This window comes from Streptomyces sp. NPDC088124, from assembly GCF_040685895.1.
Taxonomy (GTDB): domain Bacteria; phylum Actinomycetota; class Actinomycetes; order Streptomycetales; family Streptomycetaceae; genus Streptomyces.
Window position 1 is genome coordinate 1 of sequence record NZ_JBFBJB010000007.1, and the last position, 23,537, is coordinate 23,537.

General features: G+C 70.9%; 19 protein-coding genes and 1 tRNA gene. 10 read left to right on the forward strand and 10 right to left on the reverse strand.

From position 1 onward, the window contains the following. Positions 1-191 precede the first annotated feature (191 nt). Together AB0P17_RS07445 and AB0P17_RS07450 are read left to right on the forward strand one after the other, a co-directional pair. A complete protein-coding gene (locus tag AB0P17_RS07445) occupies positions 192-581 on the forward strand; it encodes a ribonuclease (protein WP_365808485.1) in 390 nt (129 codons plus the stop codon). A gap of 29 nt (positions 582-610) precedes the next feature. After that, positions 611-997: a barstar family protein gene (locus AB0P17_RS07450; protein WP_365808487.1), complete on the forward strand. Its 387-nt coding sequence runs from the start codon at positions 611-613 to the stop codon at positions 995-997. A 41-nt stretch (positions 998-1,038) separates the two neighbouring features. Here the strand turns inward: AB0P17_RS07450 and AB0P17_RS07455 are convergent, their stop codons facing one another. Both AB0P17_RS07455 and AB0P17_RS07460 read right to left on the reverse strand, forming a co-directional pair. Further along, on the reverse strand, positions 1,039-2,748 hold the full coding sequence (locus AB0P17_RS07455) for an ankyrin repeat domain-containing protein (protein ID WP_365808489.1): 1,710 nt from the start codon (positions 2,746-2,748) through the stop codon (positions 1,039-1,041). Positions 2,749-2,817: 69 nt separating this feature from the next. Continuing rightward, positions 2,818-3,711 carry a hypothetical protein gene (locus tag AB0P17_RS07460; RefSeq protein ID WP_365808490.1) on the reverse strand — a complete coding sequence of 298 codons (894 nt, stop codon included), beginning with the start codon at positions 3,709-3,711 and terminating at the stop codon, positions 2,818-2,820. A gap of 487 nt (positions 3,712-4,198) precedes the next feature. Here AB0P17_RS07460 and AB0P17_RS07465 point away from each other — a divergent pair, with 487 nt between their 5' ends. Continuing rightward, entirely contained in the window at positions 4,199-5,014 is an 816-nt protein-coding gene (locus AB0P17_RS07465) for a serine protease (RefSeq protein WP_365808492.1), read from the forward strand. Positions 5,015-5,092: 78 nt separating this feature from the next. On the opposite strand, the gene AB0P17_RS07470 is transcribed toward AB0P17_RS07465, so the two are convergent. Continuing rightward, the gene (locus tag AB0P17_RS07470; protein ID WP_365808494.1) at positions 5,093-6,853 is read right to left on the reverse strand and encodes a beta-galactosidase family protein; all 1,761 of its coding nucleotides are present in this window, start codon (positions 6,851-6,853) and stop codon (positions 5,093-5,095) included. A 150-nt stretch (positions 6,854-7,003) separates the two neighbouring features. On the opposite strand from AB0P17_RS07470, the gene AB0P17_RS07475 reads away from it, so the two are divergent. The 4 genes from AB0P17_RS07475 to AB0P17_RS07490 all read left to right on the forward strand — a co-directional run bounded on the left by AB0P17_RS07475 (position 7,004) and on the right by AB0P17_RS07490 (position 12,636). After that, positions 7,004-8,005, forward strand: coding sequence for an AraC family transcriptional regulator (locus tag AB0P17_RS07475; protein ID WP_365808496.1), 1,002 nt, complete (start codon positions 7,004-7,006; stop codon positions 8,003-8,005). Positions 8,006-8,016: 11 nt separating this feature from the next. Continuing rightward, positions 8,017-8,382 carry a chorismate mutase gene (locus AB0P17_RS07480; protein WP_365808498.1) on the forward strand — a complete coding sequence of 122 codons (366 nt, stop codon included), beginning with the start codon at positions 8,017-8,019 and terminating at the stop codon, positions 8,380-8,382. 89 nt (positions 8,383-8,471) lie between these two features. Then, positions 8,472-10,985 carry an aminopeptidase N gene (gene pepN, locus AB0P17_RS07485; protein WP_365808500.1) on the forward strand — a complete coding sequence of 838 codons (2,514 nt, stop codon included), beginning with the start codon at positions 8,472-8,474 and terminating at the stop codon, positions 10,983-10,985. Between the two features lie 157 nt (positions 10,986-11,142). Beyond that, the gene (locus AB0P17_RS07490; protein WP_365808502.1) at positions 11,143-12,636 is read left to right on the forward strand and encodes a SidA/IucD/PvdA family monooxygenase; all 1,494 of its coding nucleotides are present in this window, start codon (positions 11,143-11,145) and stop codon (positions 12,634-12,636) included. Positions 12,637-12,694: 58 nt separating this feature from the next. Here the strand turns inward: AB0P17_RS07490 and AB0P17_RS07495 are convergent, their stop codons facing one another. Then, positions 12,695-14,506 carry a 5'-nucleotidase C-terminal domain-containing protein gene (locus AB0P17_RS07495; protein WP_365808504.1) on the reverse strand — a complete coding sequence of 604 codons (1,812 nt, stop codon included), beginning with the start codon at positions 14,504-14,506 and terminating at the stop codon, positions 12,695-12,697. Between the two features lie 210 nt (positions 14,507-14,716). On the opposite strand from AB0P17_RS07495, the gene AB0P17_RS07500 reads away from it, so the two are divergent. Together AB0P17_RS07500 and pyk are read left to right on the forward strand one after the other, a co-directional pair. Then, entirely contained in the window at positions 14,717-15,433 is a 717-nt protein-coding gene (locus tag AB0P17_RS07500; protein WP_365808506.1) for an SIMPL domain-containing protein, read from the forward strand. A gap of 132 nt (positions 15,434-15,565) precedes the next feature. Then, the gene (gene pyk / locus AB0P17_RS07505) at positions 15,566-16,999 is read left to right on the forward strand and encodes a pyruvate kinase (protein WP_365808508.1); all 1,434 of its coding nucleotides are present in this window, start codon (positions 15,566-15,568) and stop codon (positions 16,997-16,999) included. 50 nt (positions 17,000-17,049) lie between these two features. Here the strand turns inward: pyk and AB0P17_RS07510 are convergent, their stop codons facing one another. The 3 genes from AB0P17_RS07510 to AB0P17_RS07520 all read right to left on the reverse strand — a co-directional run bounded on the left by AB0P17_RS07510 (position 17,050) and on the right by AB0P17_RS07520 (position 19,311). Continuing rightward, the gene (locus AB0P17_RS07510) at positions 17,050-18,204 is read right to left on the reverse strand and encodes an FAD-dependent oxidoreductase (protein WP_365808510.1); all 1,155 of its coding nucleotides are present in this window, start codon (positions 18,202-18,204) and stop codon (positions 17,050-17,052) included. Between the two features lie 161 nt (positions 18,205-18,365). Further along, positions 18,366-19,142 (reverse strand): helix-turn-helix domain-containing protein, encoded by a 777-nt coding sequence (locus tag AB0P17_RS07515; protein WP_365808512.1) that lies wholly within the window; start codon positions 19,140-19,142, stop codon positions 18,366-18,368. Positions 19,143-19,226: 84 nt separating this feature from the next. Beyond that, positions 19,227-19,311, reverse strand: a tRNA-Leu gene (locus AB0P17_RS07520). Between the two features lie 95 nt (positions 19,312-19,406). Here AB0P17_RS07520 and AB0P17_RS07525 point away from each other — a divergent pair. Then, entirely contained in the window at positions 19,407-20,060 is a 654-nt protein-coding gene (locus AB0P17_RS07525; protein ID WP_365808514.1) for a response regulator, read from the forward strand. A gap of 99 nt (positions 20,061-20,159) precedes the next feature. Here the strand turns inward: AB0P17_RS07525 and AB0P17_RS07530 are convergent, their stop codons facing one another. The 3 genes from AB0P17_RS07530 to AB0P17_RS07540 are packed head-to-tail and all read right to left on the reverse strand — an operon-like array spanning position 20,160 to position 23,532. After that, positions 20,160-20,876 (reverse strand): ABC transporter ATP-binding protein, encoded by a 717-nt coding sequence (locus AB0P17_RS07530; protein WP_365808515.1) that lies wholly within the window; start codon positions 20,874-20,876, stop codon positions 20,160-20,162. Beyond that, on the reverse strand, positions 20,873-21,784 hold the full coding sequence (locus AB0P17_RS07535; RefSeq protein ID WP_365808815.1) for an ABC transporter ATP-binding protein: 912 nt from the start codon (positions 21,782-21,784) through the stop codon (positions 20,873-20,875). Before AB0P17_RS07535 ends, AB0P17_RS07530 begins: the two co-directional genes overlap by 4 nt. A gap of 5 nt (positions 21,785-21,789) precedes the next feature. Further along, positions 21,790-23,532, reverse strand: coding sequence for a branched-chain amino acid ABC transporter permease (locus tag AB0P17_RS07540; protein ID WP_365808517.1), 1,743 nt, complete (start codon positions 23,530-23,532; stop codon positions 21,790-21,792). Between the last annotated feature and the right edge of the window lie 5 nt (positions 23,533-23,537).

Consider the following 23,537-nt stretch of genomic DNA (forward strand, 5'->3'; position numbering starts at 1 on the left):
CCGATGGGCGGCGCCCGGCGGCGTTGTCGTCACTCGGCGACGCTCCGCGTCGCCTCCCTCCTCCGCCTTGCCGGACTTGCCCCTCGCCCCGCTCCTTCTCCCGCCCCACCTATCCACGCGACCTCTAACTTCGGGGAAATTCCCGGCGGTTGTTCTTGACGTGTGCACGTCTACGCGCGTCATCATGAGGCATGCGAATTCCCCCACGTATCGCCACCCTTGGTGGCCTCGCCGCACTGGTCTCGACTCTGCTCGTCGGTGGAGTCACCACTGCCGCCAACGCCGCCCCCACAGCGGTCGGCAGCATCTGCTACTCCAAGCTGCCGTCCCAGGCCCACGACACGCTCGACCTGATCGACGCCGGCGGACCGTTCCCGTACTCCCAGGACGGCGGTGTCTTCCAGAACCGGGAAGGCATCCTGCCGAGCCAGTCCAACGGCTACTACCACGAGTACACCGTCATCACGCCGGGCTCCTCGAACCGCGGCGCGCGGCGCATCGTCACCGGCAGCAAGGCCAGTGAGGACTACTACACGGCCGACCACTACGCGTCGTTCTCGCTCGTCAAGTACTCCTGCTGATCCCCACCCCGGAAGGTAACCTCCGTCCCATGACGGTGACATACGTGATCGACGGGGCGGAGGTCACCGGCCTCGACCGCTTCTGGCAGGTGATCGGCGCCGCCGTGAACGGGCCCGACGGGTACTTCGGGGGCAACCTCGACTCGCTCGCGGACTGTCTGCACGGCGGCTACGGAACGCCGGACGACGGCGACTTCGTCATCGAATGGCACCGGCACGAGCTCTCGCGCCGGGCCCTCGGCCAGGAGGAGACCGTGCGGACGCTCCAGCGGCGGCTGGAGCGCACGCACCCCGACAACCGGCCCGCCGCGCGGGCCCGTCTGGAGGACGCGCTCGCGGGCCGGGGGCCCACCGTCTTCGACGAACTGGTCCAGCTCATCGAGGAAGAGGCCCCCGGGACGCTGCGGCTCCGCTGACCGCGCCGCGGTCGGCGGAGTGAGGAGTGGCGTACGGGCCGTCAGCGGCGGCGCGGAAGGGTGCACTCCAGACGGCGCCGCTCCGGGCCCTTCGGCAGGTACGCCACGGCCTCCACCGCCGTTCTGCGCGGCCGCCCCGCCGGATCCTCGTCCAGCAGGATCCGCTCCAGCGCGGCCACCGCCCGCGGATCACGGCGCACGGCCAGCCCCCACGCCGCGCGCGCCGCCGTCCCCGCGTCCGGCTCGTTCAGCCGGGCCGCCAGCGCCTCCCGGATCTCGTACGTGTCCGCCGCCGGCTCCGCCAGGGCCATGACCGCGCGGTCCCTGACCACCGCGTCCGCGTCCCGGCTCAGCCGCACCACCGCCCGTACCGCGTCCTGACGGTCCGCCGGTACGAGCCCGGCCGCCGGTACGAGGCCGGCCAGCGCGACGGCGACCCGGCGGCGTACCCCCGCGTCCGGGTGCGCCGTGTGGCGCAGGACCTCCGGCAGCGCCGCGGGATCGCCGTGCTGGCCGAGCGCCACGACGGCCGAGCTGATCAGCTCCGGCTCCACCGCCTGCCGGGACAGCTCGCGCAGCAGGGGCACCGCGCGCGCCGTGTACGGGCCCCCGCCGTCGGCGGCTTCCGCGCCGCCGCCGGGGCCGCCCGCTCCGGCCCCGTCCGCTCCGGTGCCCTGCGGCCCCGCGCCGCCGGTCGCGCCCAGACGCGCCAGCACATCGGCGGCGAACGCCTGCCGCAGCGGTTCGTCGCTCGCGCACCACGCGGCGCAGGTCGCGAAGGTCTCCTCGTCGCCGCGCCGCCACAGCGCGGCCACCGCCTCGGTCCAGTCGTCCCGCTCCGGGTCCCCGCAGCCCAGCGCGCGCCCGGCCAGCTCCTCGTACGGTGTCGCGATCCCCAGCTCCGCCTCCAGCAGCGTGGCGACGGCCGCGTGTCCCGTCTGCTGCTCACGGCCGGCCCCGGAGCCCCCGTCCCTGAGCAGCTCGACGATGACCGTCTCGGAACCGTCCGCCCGGATCCGGCGCACCACCGTCTCGTACCCCTCGGCCTCGTCCCCGTCGCCGAAGGTGCTCAGCAGCCCCTTCCGCAGCTCCTGTTCGACGTCGAGCGCCATCCAGCGCCGGGCCTCGGCAAGCGCCGCCCCGCGCGTGCCGGAGTCCGCGCCGGGATACGCGCCGGAGCCCATGCCGTGATCCGCGCCGGGATACGCGCCCGCGCCCGCCGTGTTGTACACGGAGCCGCTGTCGCGCGCGCCCGCGCCGTACCGCAGCAGGACGCGGACGGCCGCCGTCGAGCCGCGCCGGGCCGCCAGCACCAGCGGCGCCTCTCCGCCGGGGCCCGGCAGATCCGGGTCCGCGCCGTACTCCAGCAGGGTCTCCGCCGTGTCCGCGAAGCCCTGCACCACCGCCCAGACGATCGCCGTGTAGTCGAACGCCTCCCGGCCGTCCGGCGCCGCCCCGGCCGCGAGCAGCGCCCGGACGACCTCGGTGTGGCCGCCGCAGGCCGCCGCGCACAGCGGCAGGTCCCAGCCCTCGGGGCCGCTCGCCCGCTGCGGATCGGCGCCGGCCGCGAGCAGCAGCCGTACCATCCCCGGCTCGTCGCTGACCGCCGCGCGGTACAGAACCGTTTCCCCGTCCGTATCGGTCGCCTCGGCGGACACGCCCGCCCTGAGCAGCCGTACGACGGCGTCGTCCTTGCCGCCGATCACCGCCTCGAACAGGTCGGTGACGCCCGCTGCCGCCTCTTTCGCCATGCTTCGACCCTACGTTTCCCCGGGCGGCCACGTTGCGCCGTGGTGTTCGGCGGAGCCAGGCCCTGCCGTTCAGGTGTCGCAGTGCAGGACGGTCCCGCACAGTCCGCACCGCGCCCGCACCCGTCCGCGTACGGGTACCCGGATCCGCTGGAGACACGTCGGGCAGGGGAACGAGACGCGGGGCCCGTCCGGCCGGCTCTCGAACGCGTACGGTGACGCCGGGTCCGGGGCCGCGCCCGGGTGGTCGAGCGCGTAGCGGCGGTCCTTGGCGTAGCGGTGGCGGCCCGCCCAGCCGGCCGTGGTCAGCGGTGGCTGCTGCTCGTCGCGCTGCGCCTGCGCCCTGCCTTTCGTATACGACGTGTAGGCCTGCGGGCTGGTGAACCAGATCCGCGGATCCTCGTCGAAGACCTCCGCGCGCTTGGCGAGGACGTAGCCGAACTCCTCGGGGGTGAGGTAGCCGAGCTTCTGGCTGGAGTCGCGGTCCTCGCGGTACGCGTCGAGCAGCAGCCAGCCCGCGCCCAGGTAGGTGGTGGCCGTGTCGGTGAGGATCTCGTTGTCCCGGGTGCCGGGGAAGCTCAGCCCGAGCCGGTGCAGCAGGACATGGGTGATCTCGTGGGCGAGCGCGGCGCCGATGTCCCTGCGGTGGGTACGGAAGCGGTCGTTCAGCTCGACGAAGTACTCGGGGCCCGCGGTCAGCTCCACGTTCGCCGCGTGTGTCATCTCCCGGAAACTCACGATCACGCGCGCGTCGGGCAGCCGGAGCTGCTGCACGAGGGCGTGCGCCACCCGCTGGGTGCCCAGATGGAGGTCGTCGAGATCGGAGAAGGCGACATCGGCGGGCGCCACGCTGGTGGCGTACGCCCGGACCCCGTCGGCCGAGAGCCGGTGGTAGAGCGCGGTGATCGCGGCCCGCGCCGTGTCGAGATGCGGATATCCGTGGACGACCTCGTCGCCGTCTCGCACGTCCCTGCCCCCTCCGCCTGCCCCGTGACCGGCTCGTGGGGCGGTCGGGCCCCGCACCCGTCAACTGTACGGCGGTGTACGGACGGGGAGCGGGAGCGCGCCGCGAGAGCGTGCCCGGAGTGCGGCTCGGCTTGCGGCCCGGAGTGTGCCGGGAGTGCGGCCCGGCGCCCGGCCCGGAGTGTGCCGGGCCGCACTCCGGAGTGCGGCCCGGCGTTGTCCGGTCAGCGGGCGTTGGCCGACAAATGATCTACCTCGATGGCCGAAACAGGGTTCTTGTGGCCCGGCGTATTCGCTCCGCATAATCCGGATCACGCTTTCTTGTCGGGCTCATGTCAGTGCAACGCGTCGCGGTGCGGCACGGCGCAGGCCGGCACGGTGCATGCCACCGCGCCGTACCCCACCGTGCCCGTAACACACCGTGACGCAACGCGCGTCGACCCGTGCCCGGTGCACTGCCTCCACCGCATCCCCCACGAAAGGCAGACCGTTGAGCATTCTTGGTGCCCTGAAGAGATGCGCCGCCGTCGGCGCCGTCGCTCTCGCCGCCATCAGCCTTCAGCCGTCCTCCGCCATGGCCTCGCCGCTGCCGGCCCCGGCGCCCGTCGCCCAGGCCGCCGCGCCCCTCGCCCCGCCGGTCGTCGGCGGCACCCGCGCCGCCCAGGGTGAATTCCCCTTCATGGTCCGCCTCTCCATGGGCTGTGGCGGCTCGCTGTACTCCCCGACCGTCGTGCTGACCGCCGCGCACTGTGTGAGCGGTTCCGGCAACAACACGAGCATCACCGCCACCGCGGGTGTCGTGGACCTCCAGAGCACCAGCGCCATCAAGGTCAAGTCCACCAAGGTCCTCCAGGCCCCCGGCTACAACGGCGCGGGCAAGGACTGGGCGCTGATCAAGCTCGCCTCGCCGATCAACCTGGCGACGCTGAAGATCGCCACCACCACGCAGTACAACACCGGCAACTTCACCGTCGCCGGCTGGGGCGCGGCCACCGAGGGCGGCGCCCAGCAGCGCTACCTGCTCAAGGCCACCGTGCCGTTCGTCTCCGACGCGAGCTGCAACGCCTCCTACGGCGGCGACATCATAGCCAACGAGGAGATCTGCGCCGGCTACGCGAGCGGCGGCACCGACACCTGCCAGGGTGACTCGGGCGGCCCGATGTTCCGTACGGACAACTCCGGCGCCTACGTCCAGGTCGGCATCGTGAGCTGGGGCAACGGCTGCGCCCGGCCCGGCTACCCCGGCGTCTACACCGAGGTCTCGACCTTCGCCTCGCAGATCGCCTCGGCCGCCGCGACCCTGTAGCGGCGCCGCGCACGCAGTGACCTGAGGGGGTGTGTGCCGGACCGGTGGGTCCGGCACACACCCCCTCGTCCGCGCGTCTCAGGCGAGGTGCACACGCGGCTCGCCCGCGCCGTCCAGCTCCAGCACCCACACCTCGTTGGCGCCCTCGCGCAGCACGGGGCCCGGGACGTACAGCGACTCCTGCGGCCCGGCGGACCAGTAACGGCCCAGGCAGAAACCGTTCACCCAGACGAAGCCCCGGGTCCACGACGGCAGCGTCAGCCTCGCGTCCCCCGCCCCGGTCACCGTGAACGCGGCCCGGTACAGCCCGCGTTCCGACGGCACCGACGGCACCGCCTCGTACGGGATCCGCGCCACCGCCTCCGCGTCGTCGAACGCGTCGAGCCGCAGCCCCCGTGCCCGTACCCCGTGCAGCTGCTGCCGCTCGTGCAGCACCCCGCCCGTGATGCCCTTCGGCTCACCCAGCCGCGGCCCGTAGTTGACGCGGGCCAGCGACTCCACCCAGATCTCGACCGAGGCCGGCCCGGCCACCGGCTCCAGCAGGGCCGGCGCCCCGTCGCTCAGGGGGTCCGCCTGGGCCCGGGCGCCGTCCACGTACACCACCGCCAGATCCCGCAGCCCGGCCAGCGTGAGCCGCTGCGGCGCCCGCGGGCCAGGGATGTCCACGCGGTAGCGGACCAGGCCCCGGTCCACGCCCAACTCCTCGAAGGCGGGCGGCAGCGCCGACTCGGCCTCGGGACCGCCGAGCGCCTCCATGACCGCGTCCAGCGGCGCCCACCCCGTGAACTCGGCCGTCACGGGCGCGGCCAGCACCGGCGGCGCCTGCGGGATCTCCGGCAGCGGGCCCTCCTGGTACTCCGCGAACACCTCACGGAACAGCCGGAACTTCTCCGTCGGCCGGCCCGCCTCGTCGATCGGCGCGTCGTAGTCGTACGACGTCACATCGGGCTCCAGCGCCCCGTCGTTCAGCTCCCCGGCCCGGTTCGCCCCCGCCCACCCCGCGAAGCTCGTCCCGCCGTGCGCCATGTACACATTGACGGAGGCACCGGCCTCCAGGATCTCCCGCAGCGCGCCCGCCGCCTCCGCCGGCTCCCGTACGGCCGGCTTCCCGCCCCAGTACTCGAACCAGCCGCACCAGAACTCCATGCACATCAGCGGGCCTTCGGGACGGTAGCGGCGCAGCGCCCCGAAGGCCGCGGCCGCGTCCTTGTCGAAGTTGACGGTCGCGAGCACCCCCGGGACCAGGCCCCCCGTCAACATGTGTTCCTCCGGCCCGTCCGAGGTGAAGAGCGGCACCGTGATCCCGCACGCCCGTGTCAGCGCTGTCAGCCGCGCCAGATAGACCTGGTCGGTGCCGTAACTCCCGTACTCGTTCTCCACCTGCACCATGATCACCGGACCGCCCCGGCCGAGTTCCCTCGCCGCGACCTGCGGCAGCAGCTCCCCGTACCAGCGCTCCACCGCGCCCAGGAACTCCGCGTCCCTGGTCCGCACCCGCGCCCCCAGCGGCCCCGTCAGCCAGTGCGGCAGCCCGCCGTTGTCCCACTCCGCGCAGATGTACGGGCCCGGCCGGACGATCGCCCACAGCCCGGCCGCGTGTGCCGCGTCCAGGAACCGGCCCAGCGCGGCGGGGTCGTGGAACCGGCCGGGTTCCGGCTCATGGAGATTCCACGGGACGTACGTCTCCACACAGTTGAGGCCCATCGCGCGCAGCATCCCCAGCCGGTGCGCCCAGTGCTCCTCATGGACCCGGAAGTAGTGCAGCGCGCCGGAGAGCAGCCGCACCGGACGGCCGTCCACCTCGAAGTGCTCTTTCCCCACCGTGAATCCGGTCGTCATCGGCTCAGCCACCGTCCTTCTGGTCGTCCGTCGCGGTCCTCGGCCTCTCCGTGCCGCATCCACCTTGTCCCGGTGGCGGCCGGACGGTCCATGGACAAAGATCGCCATTGGTTGGACGGAACGGTGCGGGGGACAGGGGAGGGAGCCGGGATGACGTACCACACGTGGATGCGTTTCTTCAGCCCCGGCCCCGTCCACCACGGGCTCGGGCTCGTCTGCCTCGGCGTGGGACTCCAGCGGGGCAGCCTCCCCGTCGTCGGCCCCCGCGCCCTCGACCACCACGTCGCCGTCGTCATCAGCACCGGCAGCGGCTGGTTCCGCGGCGCCGACGGACGCCGCACCACCGTCACCGCGCCCGCGCTGCTCTGGCTCACGCCCGGCGTCGCGCACCACTACGGGCCCGACCGGCCGGGCGGCTGGGACGAGAGCTTCGTCGACTTCACCGGGCCCGCCACCGCCACGTACACCGAACTCGGCTACATCGAACCGGACCGGCCCGTCGTCCCCCTCTCCGACGCGACCGGCGCGCGCGCCGCCGTCGCCCGGATCGCCCGCGCCGCCCGCCACGGCAACCCCCTGCTGGAAGTCGAGACCGGCGCCGCCGTCCACGAACTGCTCGTCGCCCTGCGCCGCGCCCGCGCCGACACCGACGCCGAGGGCGACCCCGTACTCCAGGCGCTCGCCCGCGACGCCTGCCGGCCGCTCACCGTCGCCGAGCACGCCGCCCGCCACGGCATGACCCCGGCGGCCCTGCGCGCGGCCGTACGCCGGGCCTCCGGACGCAGCCCCAAGGACTACCTGCTGGGGATCCGCCTCGGCCATGCCAAGGAACTCCTGGTCGCCACCGAACTGCCCGTCGCCGCCGTGGCCCGCCGGGTCGGGTACGACGACCCCGCCTACTTCTCCCGGCTGTTCACCCGCCGCGTCGGCCTGGCGCCCGGGCGCTTCCGGGCGCAGCAGAGCCGTACGGTGCCGGGCGCGTCGGGCGGGGACGGGGACGGCCCGGGCGTACCGGCGGGCTTGGACGGCCCCCGCGTACCGGAGGGCGGGGACGATCTCCGCGTACCGGAGGGCGGGGACGACCCCCGCCTCCCGGAGGACGGGATCCCGCATGCTGACCACCCCGGAGGCCCCGCGCCCCGCTCCGTCTAAGCTGCCGGACCATGACCACGAGCGACCCCGGCACCACCCCCGGCAACGGCAGCGGCGGCGGTAGCGCCGTCGACCCGGCGGTGCAGGCCGAACTGACCCGGCTCCGCGAGAGCATCGACAACATCGACGCCGCCGTCGTCCACATGCTCGCCGAACGCTTCAAATGCACCCAGCAGGTGGGCCACCTCAAGGCCGAACACCAGCTCCCCCCGGCCGACCCGGCCCGCGAGGCCCGCCAGATCAACCGGCTCCGCCAGCTCGCCGAGAACGCCCGCCTCGACCCCGCCTTCGCGGAGAAACTCCTCAACTTCATCATCGCCGAGGTGATCCGCCACCACGAGACGATCGCCGGCGAGAACCGCGCCGACCACCCCTGAGACAGCGCGGATCCAGTGGGGGGAGCCGTGCGCTCAGAGCGCAAAGAACCTTGCTGCGCGGCCCCCGGCCCATCGGGCAGCATGGCTCCATGCCCGTACTGACGCGCGACGAAGCGCAGACCCGAGCCCGGCTCCTCGATGTCCAGCGGTACACGATCACCCTCGATCTGACCACCGGCGAGGACACCTTCGACTCCAGCACCGTCATACAGTTCACGGCCCGGGCGGCCGGAGACACCTTCGTCGAGCTGAAGCCCGCCACCCTGCGCACCGTCACCCTCGACGGCGTGAGCCTGGATCCCGCCGCGCTCGACGGGAACCGGCTCGCGCTCGCCGGGCTCACCCCCGGCGCGCACGAGCTGCGCGTCGACGCCGCGATGCGGTACTCCCGCACCGGCGAGGGCATGCACCGCTTCACCGACCCCACCGACGGCGAGACGTACGTCTACACCCAGCTCTTCATGGAAGACGTCCAGCGCGTCTTCGCCGCCTTCGACCAGCCCGACCTCAAGGCCGTCTTCGAGCTCACCGTCACCGCGCCCGACCGGTGGACCGTCCTCGGCAACGGCATCGCCGAGCGGACCGCCGCCGGACCGGACGGCACGGGCCACTGGAGCATCGCCCCCACGCCCCGGATCTCCACCTACCTCGTCGCCGTCGCCGCGGGCCCCTGGCACTCCATCCGCACCGAACACGCCGGCCTCCCCTTCGGCATCCACTGCCGCCGCTCCCTCGCCCCCCACCTCGACACCGACGCCGACGAGATCTTCGAGATCACCCGCGCCTGCTACGACCGCTACCACGAGAAGTTCGAGGAGCCGTACCCCTTCGACTCCTACGACCAGGCGTTCGTCCCCGAGTTCAACGCGGGCGCCATGGAGAACCCCGGCCTCGTCACCTTCCGCGACGAATTCGTCTACCGCTCCGCCGTCACCGACAACGAGCGGCAGACCCGCGCCATGGTCATCGCCCACGAGATGGCCCACATGTGGTTCGGCGACCTCGTCACCCTCACCTGGTGGGACGACATCTGGCTCAACGAGTCCTTCGCCGAGTACATGGGATACCAGACCCTCACCGAAGCCACCCGCTTCAGGGAGACCTGGGTCGACTTCGGGATCCGGCGCAAGGGCTGGGGGTACGACGCCGACCAGCGCCCCTCCACCCACCCCGTCGCCCCGGACCCCGACGCCGTCCCCGACACCGCCTCCGCGCTCCTCAACTTCGACGGCATCTCCTACGCCAAGGGCGCCTCCGCCCTCCGCCAGCTCGTCGCCTGGCTCGGCGAGAAGGACTTCCTCGCCGGCATCAACACCCACTTCGCCCGCCACAAGTTCGGCAACGCCACCCTCGCCGACTTCATCGACTCCCTCGCCCACGCCACCGACCGCGACGTCCACGCCTGGGCCGAGCAGTGGCTCCGTACCACCGGCGTCGACACCCTCACCCCCCGGATCACCGACCACACCACGCAATGGAGCCTCGACGTCGTCCGGGACGGCAGCAGGCCCCACCGCGTCACCGTCGGCACGTACGACACCGCTCCCGACAACGGCGCCGGCCCCGCCCGCCTCGTCGCCCGCGAACGCCTCGAACTCGACGTGCCCCTCACCGGTCCCGTCACCCTCCCCGGCCGCAGGCCCGCGCTCGTCCTCCTCAACGACAGCGACTACACCTACGCCAAGGTCCGCCTCGACGCGCCCTCCTGGGACACCGCGCTGCACACCCTCTCCGGCATCCCCGAACCCCTCACCCGCACCGTCCTGTGGAACGCCGCCCGCGACATGGTCCGCGACGGGGAACTCGCCCCCGCCGCCTACCTCGACGCCGCCCGCACCCACCTGCCCCACGAGACCGACGTCGCCCTCGTCGAAGGCGTCCTCGACTTCGCCGCCGCGCAGGTCGCCGACCGCTATCTCGCCCCCGAGCACCGGCCCGCCGCGCTCGCCACCCTCACCGCCCTCTGCCGCGACCTCATCCGCCGCACCGAGGACGGCAACCACCCGGGCCTGCGCCTCACCGCCGTACGCCACTTCATCGACGCCGCCACCCAGCCCGACCCCCTCCAGGACTGGCTCGACTCCGGCAGCGTCCCCGGCGGCCCCGAACTCGACCCCGAACTGCGCTGGCGCGTCCTCACCCGCCTCGCCGTCCTCGGCGCGCTCGATACCGCCACCATCGACGCCGAACTCGACCGCGACCCCAGCGCCACCGGCCAGGAGGGCGCCGCCCGGTGCCGCGCCGCCCTCCCCGACCCGGCGGCCAAGGCCCGCGCCTGGGCGCTGCTCTTCGACACCGACGAGCTCTCCAACTACCTCTTCACCGCCACCGCGAAGGGCTTCTGGCAGCCCGAACAGGCCGACCTCGTACGGGAGTACGTGCCCCTGTTCTACCCCCGGGCCACCGCCCTCGCCGACCGCAGGGGCCCGGCCATCGCCGACGCCGCCGGCCGCTACGCCTTCCCCGCGTACGCCGTCGACGAGGAGGCGCTCCGCCTCGGCCAGGACTGCCTGGACGGTACGGAGATGATCCCCTCCCTGCGGCGCAAACTGACCGACCAGCTCGACGACCTGGGCCGCGCGCTGCGGGTCCGCAGGGCCTGAGAGGACACCGGGATCCGTTCCCTCCGACAGGGCGGGACGGATCCCGGAGTGTTTTTCAGCCTTTTCGGCGACCGGCGCCGGATCCCCCGATACCCCTGACAGTGTCGCCTCGTTGTGCCTACCGGAGACCACCACTCGTGGAAGGCAGCACACGCCGATGACCGCCCATTTCACCGACCTCGCCCACCCCCACGACCTGGTGGGCATCGGCATCGGCCCGTTCAACCTCTCCCTCGCCGCGCTCGCCGACCGCATTCCGTCACGGGACGGCGTTCCGGGGGCGGCGGGCGTTCGGGGAACAGGCGGCGTTCCGGAGGCGGGGGGTGCCTCGGCCCCGCTCAGCACCGCCTTCTTCGACCAGAGCCCCGCCTTCCACTGGCACCCCGGTCTGCTCCTCGACGGCGCCACCCTCCAAGTCCCGTTCCTCGCCGACCTGGTGACCCTCGTCGACCCCGCCAGCCCCTGGTCCTTCCTCAACTACCTCAAGGCCGTCGACCGCCTCTTCCCCTTCTACTTCGCCGAGCGCTTCCACATCCAGCGCGCCGAGTACGACGCCTACTGCCGCTGGGTCAGCGAACGGCTTCCCGGACTCCACTTCGGCCACCAGGTCGACGCGGTCCGCTGGAACGGCGAACGCGACGTGTTCGAGGTCGACTTCACCCAGCTCGACGCCGACGGCGAGGCCGAGGCCCTCGGCCGGGTCCACACCCGCCACATCGCCCTCGGCATCGGCACCGAGCCGTACGTCCCCGACCCGCTCAGGCCGCTCGTCGAGGCGCCCACCGTCCCCGTCATCCACTCCGCCGACTACCTCGACCACCGGGACCGGCTCCTCGCCGCCGGACACATCACCGTCATCGGCTCGGGACAGTCCGGCGCCGAGGTCTTCCTCGACCTGCTGCGCGCCCGCCCCGCCGGAGCCGAGCGGATCCACTGGCTGGCCCGTACCGAGGCCTTCACGCCCATGGAGTACTCGAAGCTCGGCCTCGAACAGTTCACCCCCGACTACACCCGCTACTTCCACGCGCTGCCCGAACGCGCCCGCGACGACCTGCTCCCCAGCCAGTGGCAGCTCCACAAGGGCATCGGCCCCGAGACCATCGCCGCCATCCACGACGAGCTGTACCGCCGCACCCTCCACGGGGGCTGGCCCGACGCCGTCCTCACCCCCGGTGTCCACATCCGTACGGCAGGCCGCGTCTCCACCACCAGGCTCGAACTCCACCTTGAACACGGCCGGCAGGCCACGCGCTCCCGGCTCACCACCGACGCCGTCGTGCTCGCCACCGGCTACCGGGAGCGCTCGCTCGACCGGATCCTCGCCGGGCTCGACCCGTACATGTGCCGGGACGCCTCGGGACGCCCCCGCATCGATGCCCACCACCGGCTCGTCCTCGACCCGGGCGTCAGCGGCTCCGCCTACGTACAGAACGCCGAACGGCACACCCACGGCGTCGGCGCCCCCGACCTCGGCCTCGCCGCCTGGCGGAGCGCGACCATCCTCAACCACCTCGTCGGCGGCCGCACCGGGACCGAGCCCTACACCCTGCCCCGGCGCACCGCCTTCACCACCTTCGGACTCGACGGACAGGACCGGACCCACACGGTGCCCGCACCGAGGGGCCTGGTCCCGCTCACCGAAGTCCGCTGAACCCGCTGGAACAGCAGACAGCTCAGCAGATTGCTCGGAAGACGGCTCAGCAGACAGCTCAGAAGACCGGCGTGCCGTCCCGCGTCAGCTTCCAGTCCACCGACGCGAACACCGCCGGATCGACCGTGCCCGTCTCCTTCACCCAGCCGATGATCGTGTTACGGATCTCATCCGAATTCGACCAGAGCTGCTGCGCCCCCGGCACATGCGGGAAGTTACCGCCCCCGCTCGCCCGGTAGTTGTTCACCGCCAGCACGAACTTCGCCGCCGGGTCCAGCGGCTGCCCCCCGAACCGCAGATCCACGATGCGCGAACCCGCGGGCTTCGCGATGTCGATCTCGTACGTCAGCCCCGACACCACATCGTAGTTGTAGTCCGGCGTACCGCCCGCGTTCGTCAGCTTCGCCGTCTCCACCGGCGCGCCCGCCGCCGTCTGCACGTAGTACCGCGCCGAGTACTCCAGGTACGCCAGAATCTGCGCCCCCGTCACCAGGCGCGCCTCCAGCGTGTTCTCGAACGGGTAGAGCCCCGCCGCGTCCCGGATCGTCACCTCGCCGGCCGGGATCCCCGCCGTACGGGAGAAGCACGAGGCCTGCGACAGCACCGGCAGCGCCGCCCACTCGCCGCCCGCCAGCGCCGCCTTCACCGTCTCCGTCTGGACGTGGTTGATCAGGTCGATGATCGGCTCGTCCCGCCACGGCGCGTCCGCCGTGGACATCGCCGCCGTCGACGTACCGATCACCTGGTTGACGTACGCGACGACCTTGCGGTGCTCGTCCGCCAGCAGCCCCGTGATCTTCTTGTCCTCCGCGACCGTGTTCGAGTTGAGGACCTTCGAGGAGACCTTCTCGACCGTCCAGCCGCCCCGGTCCCACACCACCTCGATGTCGAAGAGCGTCAGCCGCTGGCCCCACTTGAGCGGCTCGGACAGCACCACGTCCTTGCCGGTCTTCTGGTTGACCACCCGGCGCTCCGGGATCTCCACGTGCGCGTGACCGACCAGGATCGCGTCGATGCCCGGCACCCGCTCGGCCACCAGGCCCGCCGCGTTCTCCACGTACGGCAGCTGGTCACCCCACGACGACGAACCGTCCGACCCCGAGTGCGCCGACACGATCACCACGTCCGCGCCCATCGACCGCAGCTTCGGCACCCACTTCGCCGCCTGCTCCTCCAGACCCGGGAAAGTCATCTTCCCCTGGACGTTCGCCTTGTCCCAGATCGCGATGCCGGGGTTGGTGAGCCCGAGGATCGCCACCCGTACGTCCCGGCCCTGCGGCGTCCGCAACTTCTTGATGACATACGGCGCGAACGCCGGCTTCAGGGTCTTCGCATCCAGCGCGTTCGCGCCGAGCAGCGGAAAACGCACCTGCTCCTCGAACTTCCGCAGCACCGGAATGCCGTAGTTGAACTCGTGGTTGCCGAGCGCCGCCGCGTCGTAGCCGATCGCGTTCATCGCCTGCGCCACCGGATGCACCGGACCGCGCTTCGCCGTGATCGGGTCGACCTTCGCGTAGTAGTACGCGAGCTGGGTGCCCTGAATGGTGTCACCCGCGTCGATCAGCAGCGTGTTCTGCCGGCCCTTCTCCTCGCGGACCTGCTCGACCAGCGTCGAGATCTTCGCCAGGCCGACATCGTTGTGCGCGGCGTCGTCGAACTCCCTGTCCGTGAAGTAGTCCCAGTTGAAGACGTTCCCGTGCAGGTCGGTCGTCCCCATCACCGTGAACGCGTACCGCTTCTGCGGACGTCCAGGAGCGGAACCCTGACCAAGCCCGGCGGCCTGCGCCGGAGCCGTCCCCCCGGCTGCCAGCGCCGCACCGGCACCGGCGGCGGCCGCACTGCCCAGGAGCGTCCTACGGTTCAGCGGCATTTCTTCTTCTCCCTCGGTTCATTGCACAACCGATCCATTGCACAACGCGCGTAGATTCTGGCTCAGAACCACCGCGCGCAACACCCCCTGAGGGTTTCGATCAGATGACCGTCGGAGGGCGCGCACCCGCGAGTGTCCGACCCGGATGCGAGAGTAGGCACAGCCGCAGAGCCGGCCACCGCCGTACCCGCGCCGCGAGGGAGCCGCCCCATGACCACCGACACCCCGACCCCCACCCCGCCCTACGGCACCCCCGAGACACCGCGGGTCGCCGTCCGCGGCGAAGCACGGCTCGAAGTCGACCCCGAGATCGCCCGCATCTCCATCACCGTCGGCGCCCGCGGCACCGACCGGCGCACCGCCCTCGAAGACCTCACCCGGCGCAACGCCCGGGTCCTCGACCTCGTCAAGGGGTACGGCGACGCCATCGAGAAACTGGAGACCGGAGCCTTCTCCATCACCCCCGAGCTCTCCAAGCACGGCCGCGGCGAGCGCGTCCGCGCCTACCACGGCCGCGTCCACCTCACCGTCGAGCTCTCCGACTTCACCGCCCTCGGCGAACTCACCACCCGCATCGCCGACCTCGAACTCACCAGCGTCGCCGGCCCCTGGTGGTCCCTGCGCCCCGACTCCCCGGCCCGGGGAAACGCCCGCCGCCAGGCCGTACGGGAAGCCGTCAAGCGCGCCAGGGAGTACGCGGAAGCCCTCGACGCCCGCCTCGCCGCCCTGGTCGAGCTCGCCGACATCGGCGCGGAGAACAGCGGGGGATACGGCGGGCCCGCCGCCCCCGGCGCCCTGCGCAGCGTCGCGTACAAGGGCGCCTCGGACGAGGCCGCGCCCGCGCTCGACCTCGAACCGCAGCGGCAGACCGTCTACGCGCAGGTGAACGCACGCTTCACCATGACCCCGCCGGACCTCACCCCCTGAACCCCGCCGAAAACGCTCATCGGAGCACCCCGCCGCACAATTAAACACTTGTCAACAACCTTTAACTCAAAGGTTGTTGGGCAGTCATGCACCGCCAATTCCCTACCGGCCGGTAAGCCCTACGCTCGATATATGCGCCGAGCCAAGATCGTCTGCACCCTGGGGCCCGCCACCGACTCGTACGACCAGATCAAAGCACTGGTCGAAGCCGGAATGGACATCGCCCGCCTCAACCTCAGCCACGGCACCCACGCCGAACACGAGGAGCGTTACCAGCGCGTACGGAAAGCCGCCGAGGAAACCGGCCACAGCGTCGGAATCCTCGCCGACCTTCAAGGCCCGAAGATCCGCCTCGGCCACTTCCGCGAAGGCCCCGTACTCCTTGAACGCGGCGACGAATTCACCATCACCGTCGAACCCCACGAAGGCGACCGCCACGGCTGCGGCACCACCTACGAAGGGCTCGCAGACGACGTCACCACCGGCGAACGCATCCTCGTCGACGACGGCAAGGTCACCCTCGAAGTCACCTCCGTCGACGGCCCCCACGTCCACACCCTCGTCGTCGAAGGCGGCATGGTCTCCGACCACAAGGGCCTCAACCTCCCCGGCGTCGCCGTCTCCGTCCCCGCACTCTCCGAGAAGGACATCGACGACCTCCGCTGGGCACTGCGCCACGGCACCGACCTCATCGCCCTCTCCTTCGTACGCAGCGGCGCCGACATCGAGGACGTCCACCGGATCATGGACGAGGAACACCGCCGGCTCCCCGTCATCGCCAAGATCGAGAAGCCCCAGGCCGTCGAGAACATCGATGACATCGTTGCCGCCTTCGACGGCATCATGGTCGCCCGGGGCGACCTCGGCGTGGAAATGCCCCTCGAACAGGTACCCATCGTCCAGAAACGCGCCATCAAACTGGCCCGGCGCAACGCCAAACCGGTCATCGTCGCCACCCAGATGCTCGACTCGATGATCGACAACTCCCGCCCCACCCGCGCCGAAGCCTCCGACGTCGCCAATGCCATCATCGACGGCACAGACGCCGTGATGCTCTCCGGCGAGACCAGCGTCGGCAAATACCCCGTCGAGACCGTCAGGACCATGAGCCGCATCGTGGAAGCGGCCGAGGAGGACATCCTCGCCAAAGGCCTCCCGCCCCTCACCGACCACAACAAACCCCGCACCCAAGGCGGCGCGGTCGCCCGCGCCGCCGCCGAGACGGGCGACTTCCTCGGCGCCAAGTTCCTCGTCGCCTTCACCCAGTCCGGCGACACCGTCAAACGCCTCTCCCGCTACCGCTCCCCGATCCCCCTCCTCGCCTTCACCCCCGACCCGGCCACCCGCTCCCAGCTCAACCTCACCTGGGGCGTCGAGACCTTCCTCGGCCCGCACGTGGACTCCACCGACGCGATGGTCGCCCAGGTCGACGAAGAACTCCTCAGGATCGGCCGCTGTCAGAAAGGCGACATCGTCGTCATCACCGCGGGCTCCCCGCCAGGGGTGGCGGGCTCCACCAACCTCGTCCGCGTCCACCACATCGGCGAGGACGACTCCCCGAAGTAGCCGCCCGCCCCCCGCACCCTCCCACCCGCACCCCGCTCCGGGGCGCGGGCTCACCGGCGGGCGCCGTCCCCCGCCGCCGCCAGCCGACGGGCCCAGAAAGCACGGTGCGCCCAGCGCGCCTCCTGCGCGTGGACGCCCCGGTGACCACGGACATACGCGGCACGCGCCCGCCGCACCCCCTCCGCGTAGCCTTCCAGCGCCCCCACCTCGCCACGCAGCCGGGCATCGACGGCCCGGCCGGCACTCATCCCCGTGTACAGGGCCGTGAGGACACCCTGCGAGGAGAACGGATCGAAGGCGACGGCCGCGTCCCCGGCCGCGACCCAGCCCTCCCCGTACACCCGGTCCAGATACGCGCTGTACGCGGGCGCCCTACGGGGCACCGCCGACACGGCGAACCCATGCGGCCCAGCCCGCCGCCCCACATAGCGGGTCGCCCGCACCCGCAGCCGCACCTGTTCCGCGGTACGCAGAGCGGCGGAGGGCAGATCCGTATCGGTGAAATAGGTGATCAACCGGCGCCCCCTCGGCAGCGGCGCCGTATACCACCACCCGTCCTCGACGGACTCCACCAGCGAACAGCCGTCAGCGGCGCCCGGGGCCGCGTCGAGCGCCAGACACACAGCCGTCAGCCGGTCACGGACCCGCCGCACGGCACCACAGCGCACGGCGATCGCCGCGCCCCGCCCGGTGGCGTCGACCAGCCAACGGCAGCGCACGGCACGGTCACCGCCCGGGCCACGCAGCACCAAGATCCAGCCGCCGTCGGGCCGGCGCACCGGCCGGCGCACCGCGGTGCCCTCGACGACCTCGGCCCCCGCCGCGCGCACGGCCTCCCGCAACCGCCCGTCGAACACCTTCCGGTCGAGATGCCACCCGGGGCCCTGCGGATCGTTGACGAAGTCCACCGCGCGCAGCTCGTACGAACCCCACGCCGACAGGTTGGCGTAACAGGTCAGATGCCCCGAACCCAGCACCCGGTCACCGGCCCCGAGGTCGTCGAGCAGCACCCCACCGGCGGACACGAGCGCCTCACCGGCCTTCGGCGGCCCGGTACCGGCGTCCGCCAGCAGGACCTGCCGCCCCGCCCGGGCCAGCGCGAGCGCGGCCGCACAGCCGGCCGGCCCGCCACCCGCCACCACCACGTCGTACCCGGTGCGGGGACGGGCGCCCGGAGACCTGCCCGGGGCGGACGCGCGGCTCACAGCCCCTCGTGGAACGGGTTGACGTACGGTCCGATCCATGGAGGGCCTCCGGTCTCCTGCTCCGAAGGCCACAATTAATGCGGCAATATTATTTTTGACATCGCCGCTCCGTCCGGAAGCGGAGCTTCACGCGATCAGGCCAAGGGGGTCCGCCGGCTCCCTCAGTACTTGGGCCCGATGTGGGCATCCATGAGCGCGACGGAGGCGCGCTTGGCGACGGAGATGTTCTTGGCATTGGCGCGTCGCCACTCGACGCCCACGGTGTCGAGGGTGTTGGTGAAGAGCTGGATGATGTCGGCGGACAGGTTGGTGAAGAAGTACCGGGCGTACTCGTACCGCTTGAGTTCGCCGCCGATGATCTTCTCGGTCCAGTTGATGCAGCGGCAGCCGTCCGAGTGGATGAGGCCGCGGATGAGTTCCCACGGGTGTGTGTCCACGATCTTCTGCTGCCAGGGTTCGAGGACGATCGGGCGCGTGTGTTTCATGCCGGGGCCGTGCTGGGGGAACATGCACCAGAGGTGTTTCGAGTAGACCTTGACGTTCTGGCAGCCGATCCGCTGCACCCGGCAAACGGAGTTGTCCGGGAATACCGCACGCATGGTCTGCTCGCATGCGTCCATGAGCCCAGGCCACGTGTTGTCGCAGGTGATCATGAGGCTTGGCACCCTGTGCTGGGAATACTGGATGATGTGTCCATCGCCGAGATACAGCCCCAGCAGATACGCGTATGCCCGTTCGTCGAGTTCGCGTCCGTCGCATCGGGGACACAACGGAACAGGTTTGTCTGGACACTCTCCGCGCTTCGCGCGATCGACGTGGCGCCAGTAGCCGACGGTGCCTGTGGGTACCTTTAGCTGCCGTGCGACGTCTGCGTTCTTCGCGCCGCCGCGCAGCAGGGTGAGTGCTTTCTGGCGTACATCTGTGCCGTGGAAGTTCATGAGGGCACTCTGCGTCACCCGTCATCACGCTAGGTGTGAAAAAGCGGATGTTCACGAGAACGTGAGCATCCGCTTTGAAGGGTGTGCCGGGTACGGGACTCGAACCCGTATGTCCTTTCGAACAGATGTGTTTGAGACATCCGCGTATGCCAAATTCCGCCAACCCGGCAAGGTAGCTGGTGAGAGTGTACCGGCTAACCGTCGAGGCCATCAGCTAGGTACGCTCATGGGGAGCAGCACCATGCCCCGTAACGAGGAGCCCCCGTGACCGCCCCCGAGTCGCCCCAGCCCGTCGACGATGACGACAAGTCGCACGTTCCGCCGCTGACGACGCGTGTCGTCATCGCCGAGGACGAGGCCCTGATCCGTCTGGATCTCAAAGAGATGCTGGAGGAGGAGGGGTACTCGGTCGTCGGCGAGGCCGGTGACGGGGAGCAGGCTGTCGCGTTGGCGCGCGAGCACCGGCCCGATCTGGTGATCCTCGATGTGAAGATGCCGGTGCTGGACGGGATCTCCGCGGCGGAGAAGATCGCGGAGGAGTCGATCGCGCCGGTGCTGATGCTGACCGCGTTCTCGCAGCGTGATCTGGTGGAGCGGGCGCGGGACGCCGGGGCGATGGCGTATCTGGTGAAGCCGTTCAGCAAGAGTGATGTGGTGCCGGCCATCGAGATGGCGGTGTCGCGGTTCACGGAGCTGCGGACGCTGGAGCGTGAGGTCGCGGACCTGACGGTGCGGCTGGAGACGCGGAAGCTGGTGGACCGGGCGAAGTCGGTGCTGCAGACGCAGTACGGGCTGACGGAGCCGGCGGCGTTCCGGTGGATCCAGAAGACGTCGATGGACCGCCGGATGTCGATGCAGCAGGTGGCCGAGGCGGTTATCGAGGACGCGGCGGAGAAGAAGGCGGCGAAGGGGCAGTAGGCCTCTGGTTGTCTCGTACGGGTCTGGTGGTCTCGTACGGGTGAGGGCCCGTCCCCGGGAGAGTGGGGGCGGGCCCTCTGGTGTGTGCGGTCGGCGGGGTCAGTCCTCGCCGAGGTAGGCCTTGCGTACGGATTCGTCGTGGAGCAGGGATTCACCGGTGCCGGACAGGACGATCTTGCCGATCTCCATGACGTGGCCCTGGTCGGCGAGGGAGAGCGCGGCTTGGGCGTTCTGTTCGACGAGCAGGATGGTGGTGCCCTGTGACTTGAGCTCCACGATGGTTTCCATGATCTTCTGCATCATGATGGGGGAGAGGCCCATGGAGGGCTCGTCCAGCATGAGCAGTTTGGGCTGGGACATGAGGGCGCGTCCCATGGCGAGCATCTGCTGTTCGCCGCCGGAGAGGGTGCCCGCCGCCTGCTTCCGCCGTTCGCCCAGGATGGGGAAGAGGTCGTAGGCGCGCTGGATGTCCTTCTCGATGCCGGCTTTGTCTGTTCGGAGGAAGGCTCCGAGCTGGAGGTTCTCCGTGATGGTGAGCCGGGGGAAGATGTGTCGGCCTTCGGGGGAGTGGGCGAGTCCGAGGGCGACGATCTTGTGGGCCGGGACGGTGTTGAGTGGCTTTCCGTCGAAGACGATCCGGCCGCCGGAGGGCTTGAGGAGCCCGGAGAGGGTGCGCAGGGTGGTGGTCTTGCCGGCGCCGTTGGTACCGATGAGGGTGACGATCTGGCCGGCTTCGACGCTGAAGGAGATGCCCTTGACGGCTTCGATCTTGCCGTAGGCGACTTTGAGGTCTTCGACCTCCAGAAGCGCGGTCACTTCGCGTCCCCTTCCGTACCCGTGGTGCTGGTGGTGCCCGTGGTGCCGGCGTCGCGCGGTGTGTCGGCGGCCTCGGCCGCTGCTTCCGCCGCTTCGACCGCGGCGACCTCTTCGCCGCCGGGGGCGCCCTCGAAGGGGGTGCCGAGGTAGGCGGCGATGACGCGTTCGTCGCCCTGGACCACCGAGGGGGTGCCTTCGACGAGTTTCTCGCCCTGGACGAGACAGGCGACGCGGTCGCAGAGGTTGAAGATGAACCGCATGTCGTGCTCGATGACGAGGACGGCGATGCCCTGGTCCCGGATGGCGAAGATGAGTTCTTCGGTGACCCGGGTCTCCTGCGGGTTCATGCCGGCGGTGGGCTCGTCGAGGAGGAGCAGGCCGGGCTCCGCGGCGAGGGCGCGGGCGATTTCGAGCTTGCGCTGCTCGCCGTAGGGGAGGTTGCGGGCGAGGTGGTCGGCCTTGTTCTGGAGTCCGATGAACTCGAGGAGTTCCATGGCCCGTTCGTGGGAGGCGGCTTCGGCCTTCTTGAAGCCGGGGCCGCGCAGGAGCGCGGACCAGAGTCCTTCCTTGGTGCGGGTGTGGCGTCCGACGAGGACGTTTTCCAGGACGGTCATGTTGGCGAAGAGCCGGATGTTCTGGAAGGTCCGGGCGATGCCCGCGTTGGTGACGAGGTGGGGCTTGGGCGGGAGGATGGTGCCCTTGTAGGTGACGGTGCCCTCGGTCGGCACGTACAGGCCGGTGAGGCAGTTGAAGAAGGTGGTCTTGCCGGCGCCGTTGGGGCCGATGAGGCCGACGATCTCGCCCGCGTTCACGCTGAGGTCGACGGAGCGTACGGCGGTGAGGCCGCCGAAGCGCATGGTGACGCCGGTGGCGTCGAGGACGCTGGTGGTTGTGGTCGCGGTCGTCATGTCGTTCACGCCCCCGCCTTGGCGACGCCGGCGTCCTTGCCGGTGGTGCCGTCCGGTACGTCGAGCTGGTCCGTTTCGTGGAATTCGAGTTGGGCGCGCCGGTTGGCGATGAGTCCTTCGGGGCGGAAGCGCATCAGCAGGATGAGGGCGATACCGAAGCCGAGGAGCTGGTAGTCCTGGAGGAACTGGAGCTTCGCGGGGATCAGGTAGAGCAGGGCGGCGCCGATGAGCGGTCCGGTGATGGTGCCCATGCCGCCGAGGATGACGGCCGCGAGGAGGAACGCGGAGTTGGGCGGCACGGGGCCGGCGAACACGTACATCTCGGGGACGACGGTGTGCTGGACGTGTGCCTGTACGGTGCCGGCGAGGCCGGCCAGGGTGGCGCCGAGGGCGAAGGCGATGAGCTTGACGCGGAAGCCGTTGATGCCCATGGCGGTGGCGGCGGTCTCGTCCTCGCGGATGGCGACCCAGGCGCGTCCGATGCGGGAGTCGCCGGCGCGGCTGAAGACGATCACCACGAGGATCATGGCGAGCAGCATCAGCAGGTAGTAGTTGGCGTAGGCGCCGAGTTCGAAGCCGAGGATGGTGTGGGACTCGCCGAAGTTGTACCCGAAGAAGTTGAGGTCGGGGATGTTCGGTACGCCGTTGGGGCCGTTGGTGACGCGGGGGCCGGAGACGCCGTCGAGGTTGCCGACGGCGATGCGGAAGATCTCTCCGAAGCCGAGGGTGACGATGGCGAGGTAGTCGCCGCGCAGCCGTAGGGTCGGGGCGCCGATGACGACGCCGAAGATCAGGGAGACGACGGCGCCGGTGAGGACGGCGGCCCAGAAGGGGAAGTGGACGTCGAAGACGGAGGCGGTGGTTCCGGAGACGAGGGCGGCGGTGTAGGCGCCGACGCCGAGGAAGGCCACGTATCCGAGGTCGAGGAGTCCGGCGAGGCCGACGACGATGTTCAGTCCGAGGGCGACGGTCGCGAAGATGAGGATGTTGACCGCGATGAGGGTGAACTGGTCGGTGCTCTGGGTGAAGGGGAAGGCGGCGGCGGCGACGAACGCGGCCGAGACGGCGATCAGGCGGTATTTGGCGGTGAGGCCGTTGATCCGCGCGATGAGGCCGGCCCTGAAGAGGGCGGTGGCGGTGAATCCGACGGTGAGCAGGTAGCCGGTGAAGAGTTCGGCGTACTCGGTGTCGATGCCGTAGGTGAAGACGAAGAGGCCGACGGCGAAGACGGCGACGATGATCAGGATCTCCGCCCAGGAGGGGAGTTCCTTGGGCCGCTTGGCCTGGCGGGTGTCGTCGGGCAGCAGGAAGGCGGCGGCGACGGGGATGACGGTGACGACGGCGGCGACGAAGCCGCCGGGGTCGAGGTTGACGAGTCCGCCGAGTTCGACGGCGATGGCGATGACCGTGAACCAGGTGGTGGCGAAGGCGCCGAGGGCGAGCATCTGGAGTGCTTTGGTGGCGCCGGTGGGGGTGAGCCAGGTGAGGCCCTTGATGCCGAGTGCCGAGAGCGCGAAGAGCGCGATGAGCAGGCCGGCGGTGAGGGTGAGGAGCTGGAGGCCGCCGGGGTAGCCGTAGACGGTGAGGTCGCCGGGGAACTCGGTGGTGTAGGTCCAGGAGAGGAAGGTGCTGGCCACGGTGGCGATGCCGCCGACGAGGGCGAGTACGCGCAGCTGGGTGGCGCGCTTGGCGTCGGCCGGTGCCGTGGCGGGGGTGGCCTTGGTGGTGTCAGTCGTGTTGTCAGTCATGAGGG

Excerpts from the sequence above, each read along its gene's own strand:
- AB0P17_RS07445 (WP_365808485.1), top strand. The coding sequence starts at position 192 with ATGCGAATTCCCCCACGTATCGCCACCCTTGGTGGCCTCGCCGCACTG.
- pyk (WP_365808508.1), top strand. The coding sequence starts at position 15,566 with ATGCGCCGAGCCAAGATCGTCTGCACCCTGGGGCCCGCCACCGACTCG.
- AB0P17_RS07480 (WP_365808498.1), top strand. The coding sequence starts at position 8,017 with ATGACCACGAGCGACCCCGGCACCACCCCCGGCAACGGCAGCGGCGGC.
- AB0P17_RS07455 (WP_365808489.1), bottom strand. The coding sequence starts at position 2,748 with ATGGCGAAAGAGGCGGCAGCGGGCGTCACCGACCTGTTCGAGGCGGTG.
- AB0P17_RS07500 (WP_365808506.1), top strand. The coding sequence starts at position 14,717 with ATGACCACCGACACCCCGACCCCCACCCCGCCCTACGGCACCCCCGAG.
- AB0P17_RS07535 (WP_365808815.1), bottom strand. The coding sequence starts at position 21,784 with ATGACGACCGCGACCACAACCACCAGCGTCCTCGACGCCACCGGCGTC.
- AB0P17_RS07515 (WP_365808512.1), bottom strand. The coding sequence starts at position 19,142 with ATGAACTTCCACGGCACAGATGTACGCCAGAAAGCACTCACCCTGCTG.
- AB0P17_RS07450 (WP_365808487.1), top strand. The coding sequence starts at position 611 with ATGACGGTGACATACGTGATCGACGGGGCGGAGGTCACCGGCCTCGAC.
- AB0P17_RS07495 (WP_365808504.1), bottom strand. The coding sequence starts at position 14,506 with ATGCCGCTGAACCGTAGGACGCTCCTGGGCAGTGCGGCCGCCGCCGGT.
- AB0P17_RS07490 (WP_365808502.1), top strand. The coding sequence starts at position 11,143 with ATGACCGCCCATTTCACCGACCTCGCCCACCCCCACGACCTGGTGGGC.
- AB0P17_RS07475 (WP_365808496.1), top strand. The coding sequence starts at position 7,004 with ATGACGTACCACACGTGGATGCGTTTCTTCAGCCCCGGCCCCGTCCAC.
- pepN (WP_365808500.1), top strand. The coding sequence starts at position 8,472 with ATGCCCGTACTGACGCGCGACGAAGCGCAGACCCGAGCCCGGCTCCTC.
- AB0P17_RS07540 (WP_365808517.1), bottom strand. The coding sequence starts at position 23,532 with ATGACTGACAACACGACTGACACCACCAAGGCCACCCCCGCCACGGCA.
- AB0P17_RS07470 (WP_365808494.1), bottom strand. The coding sequence starts at position 6,853 with ATGACGACCGGATTCACGGTGGGGAAAGAGCACTTCGAGGTGGACGGC.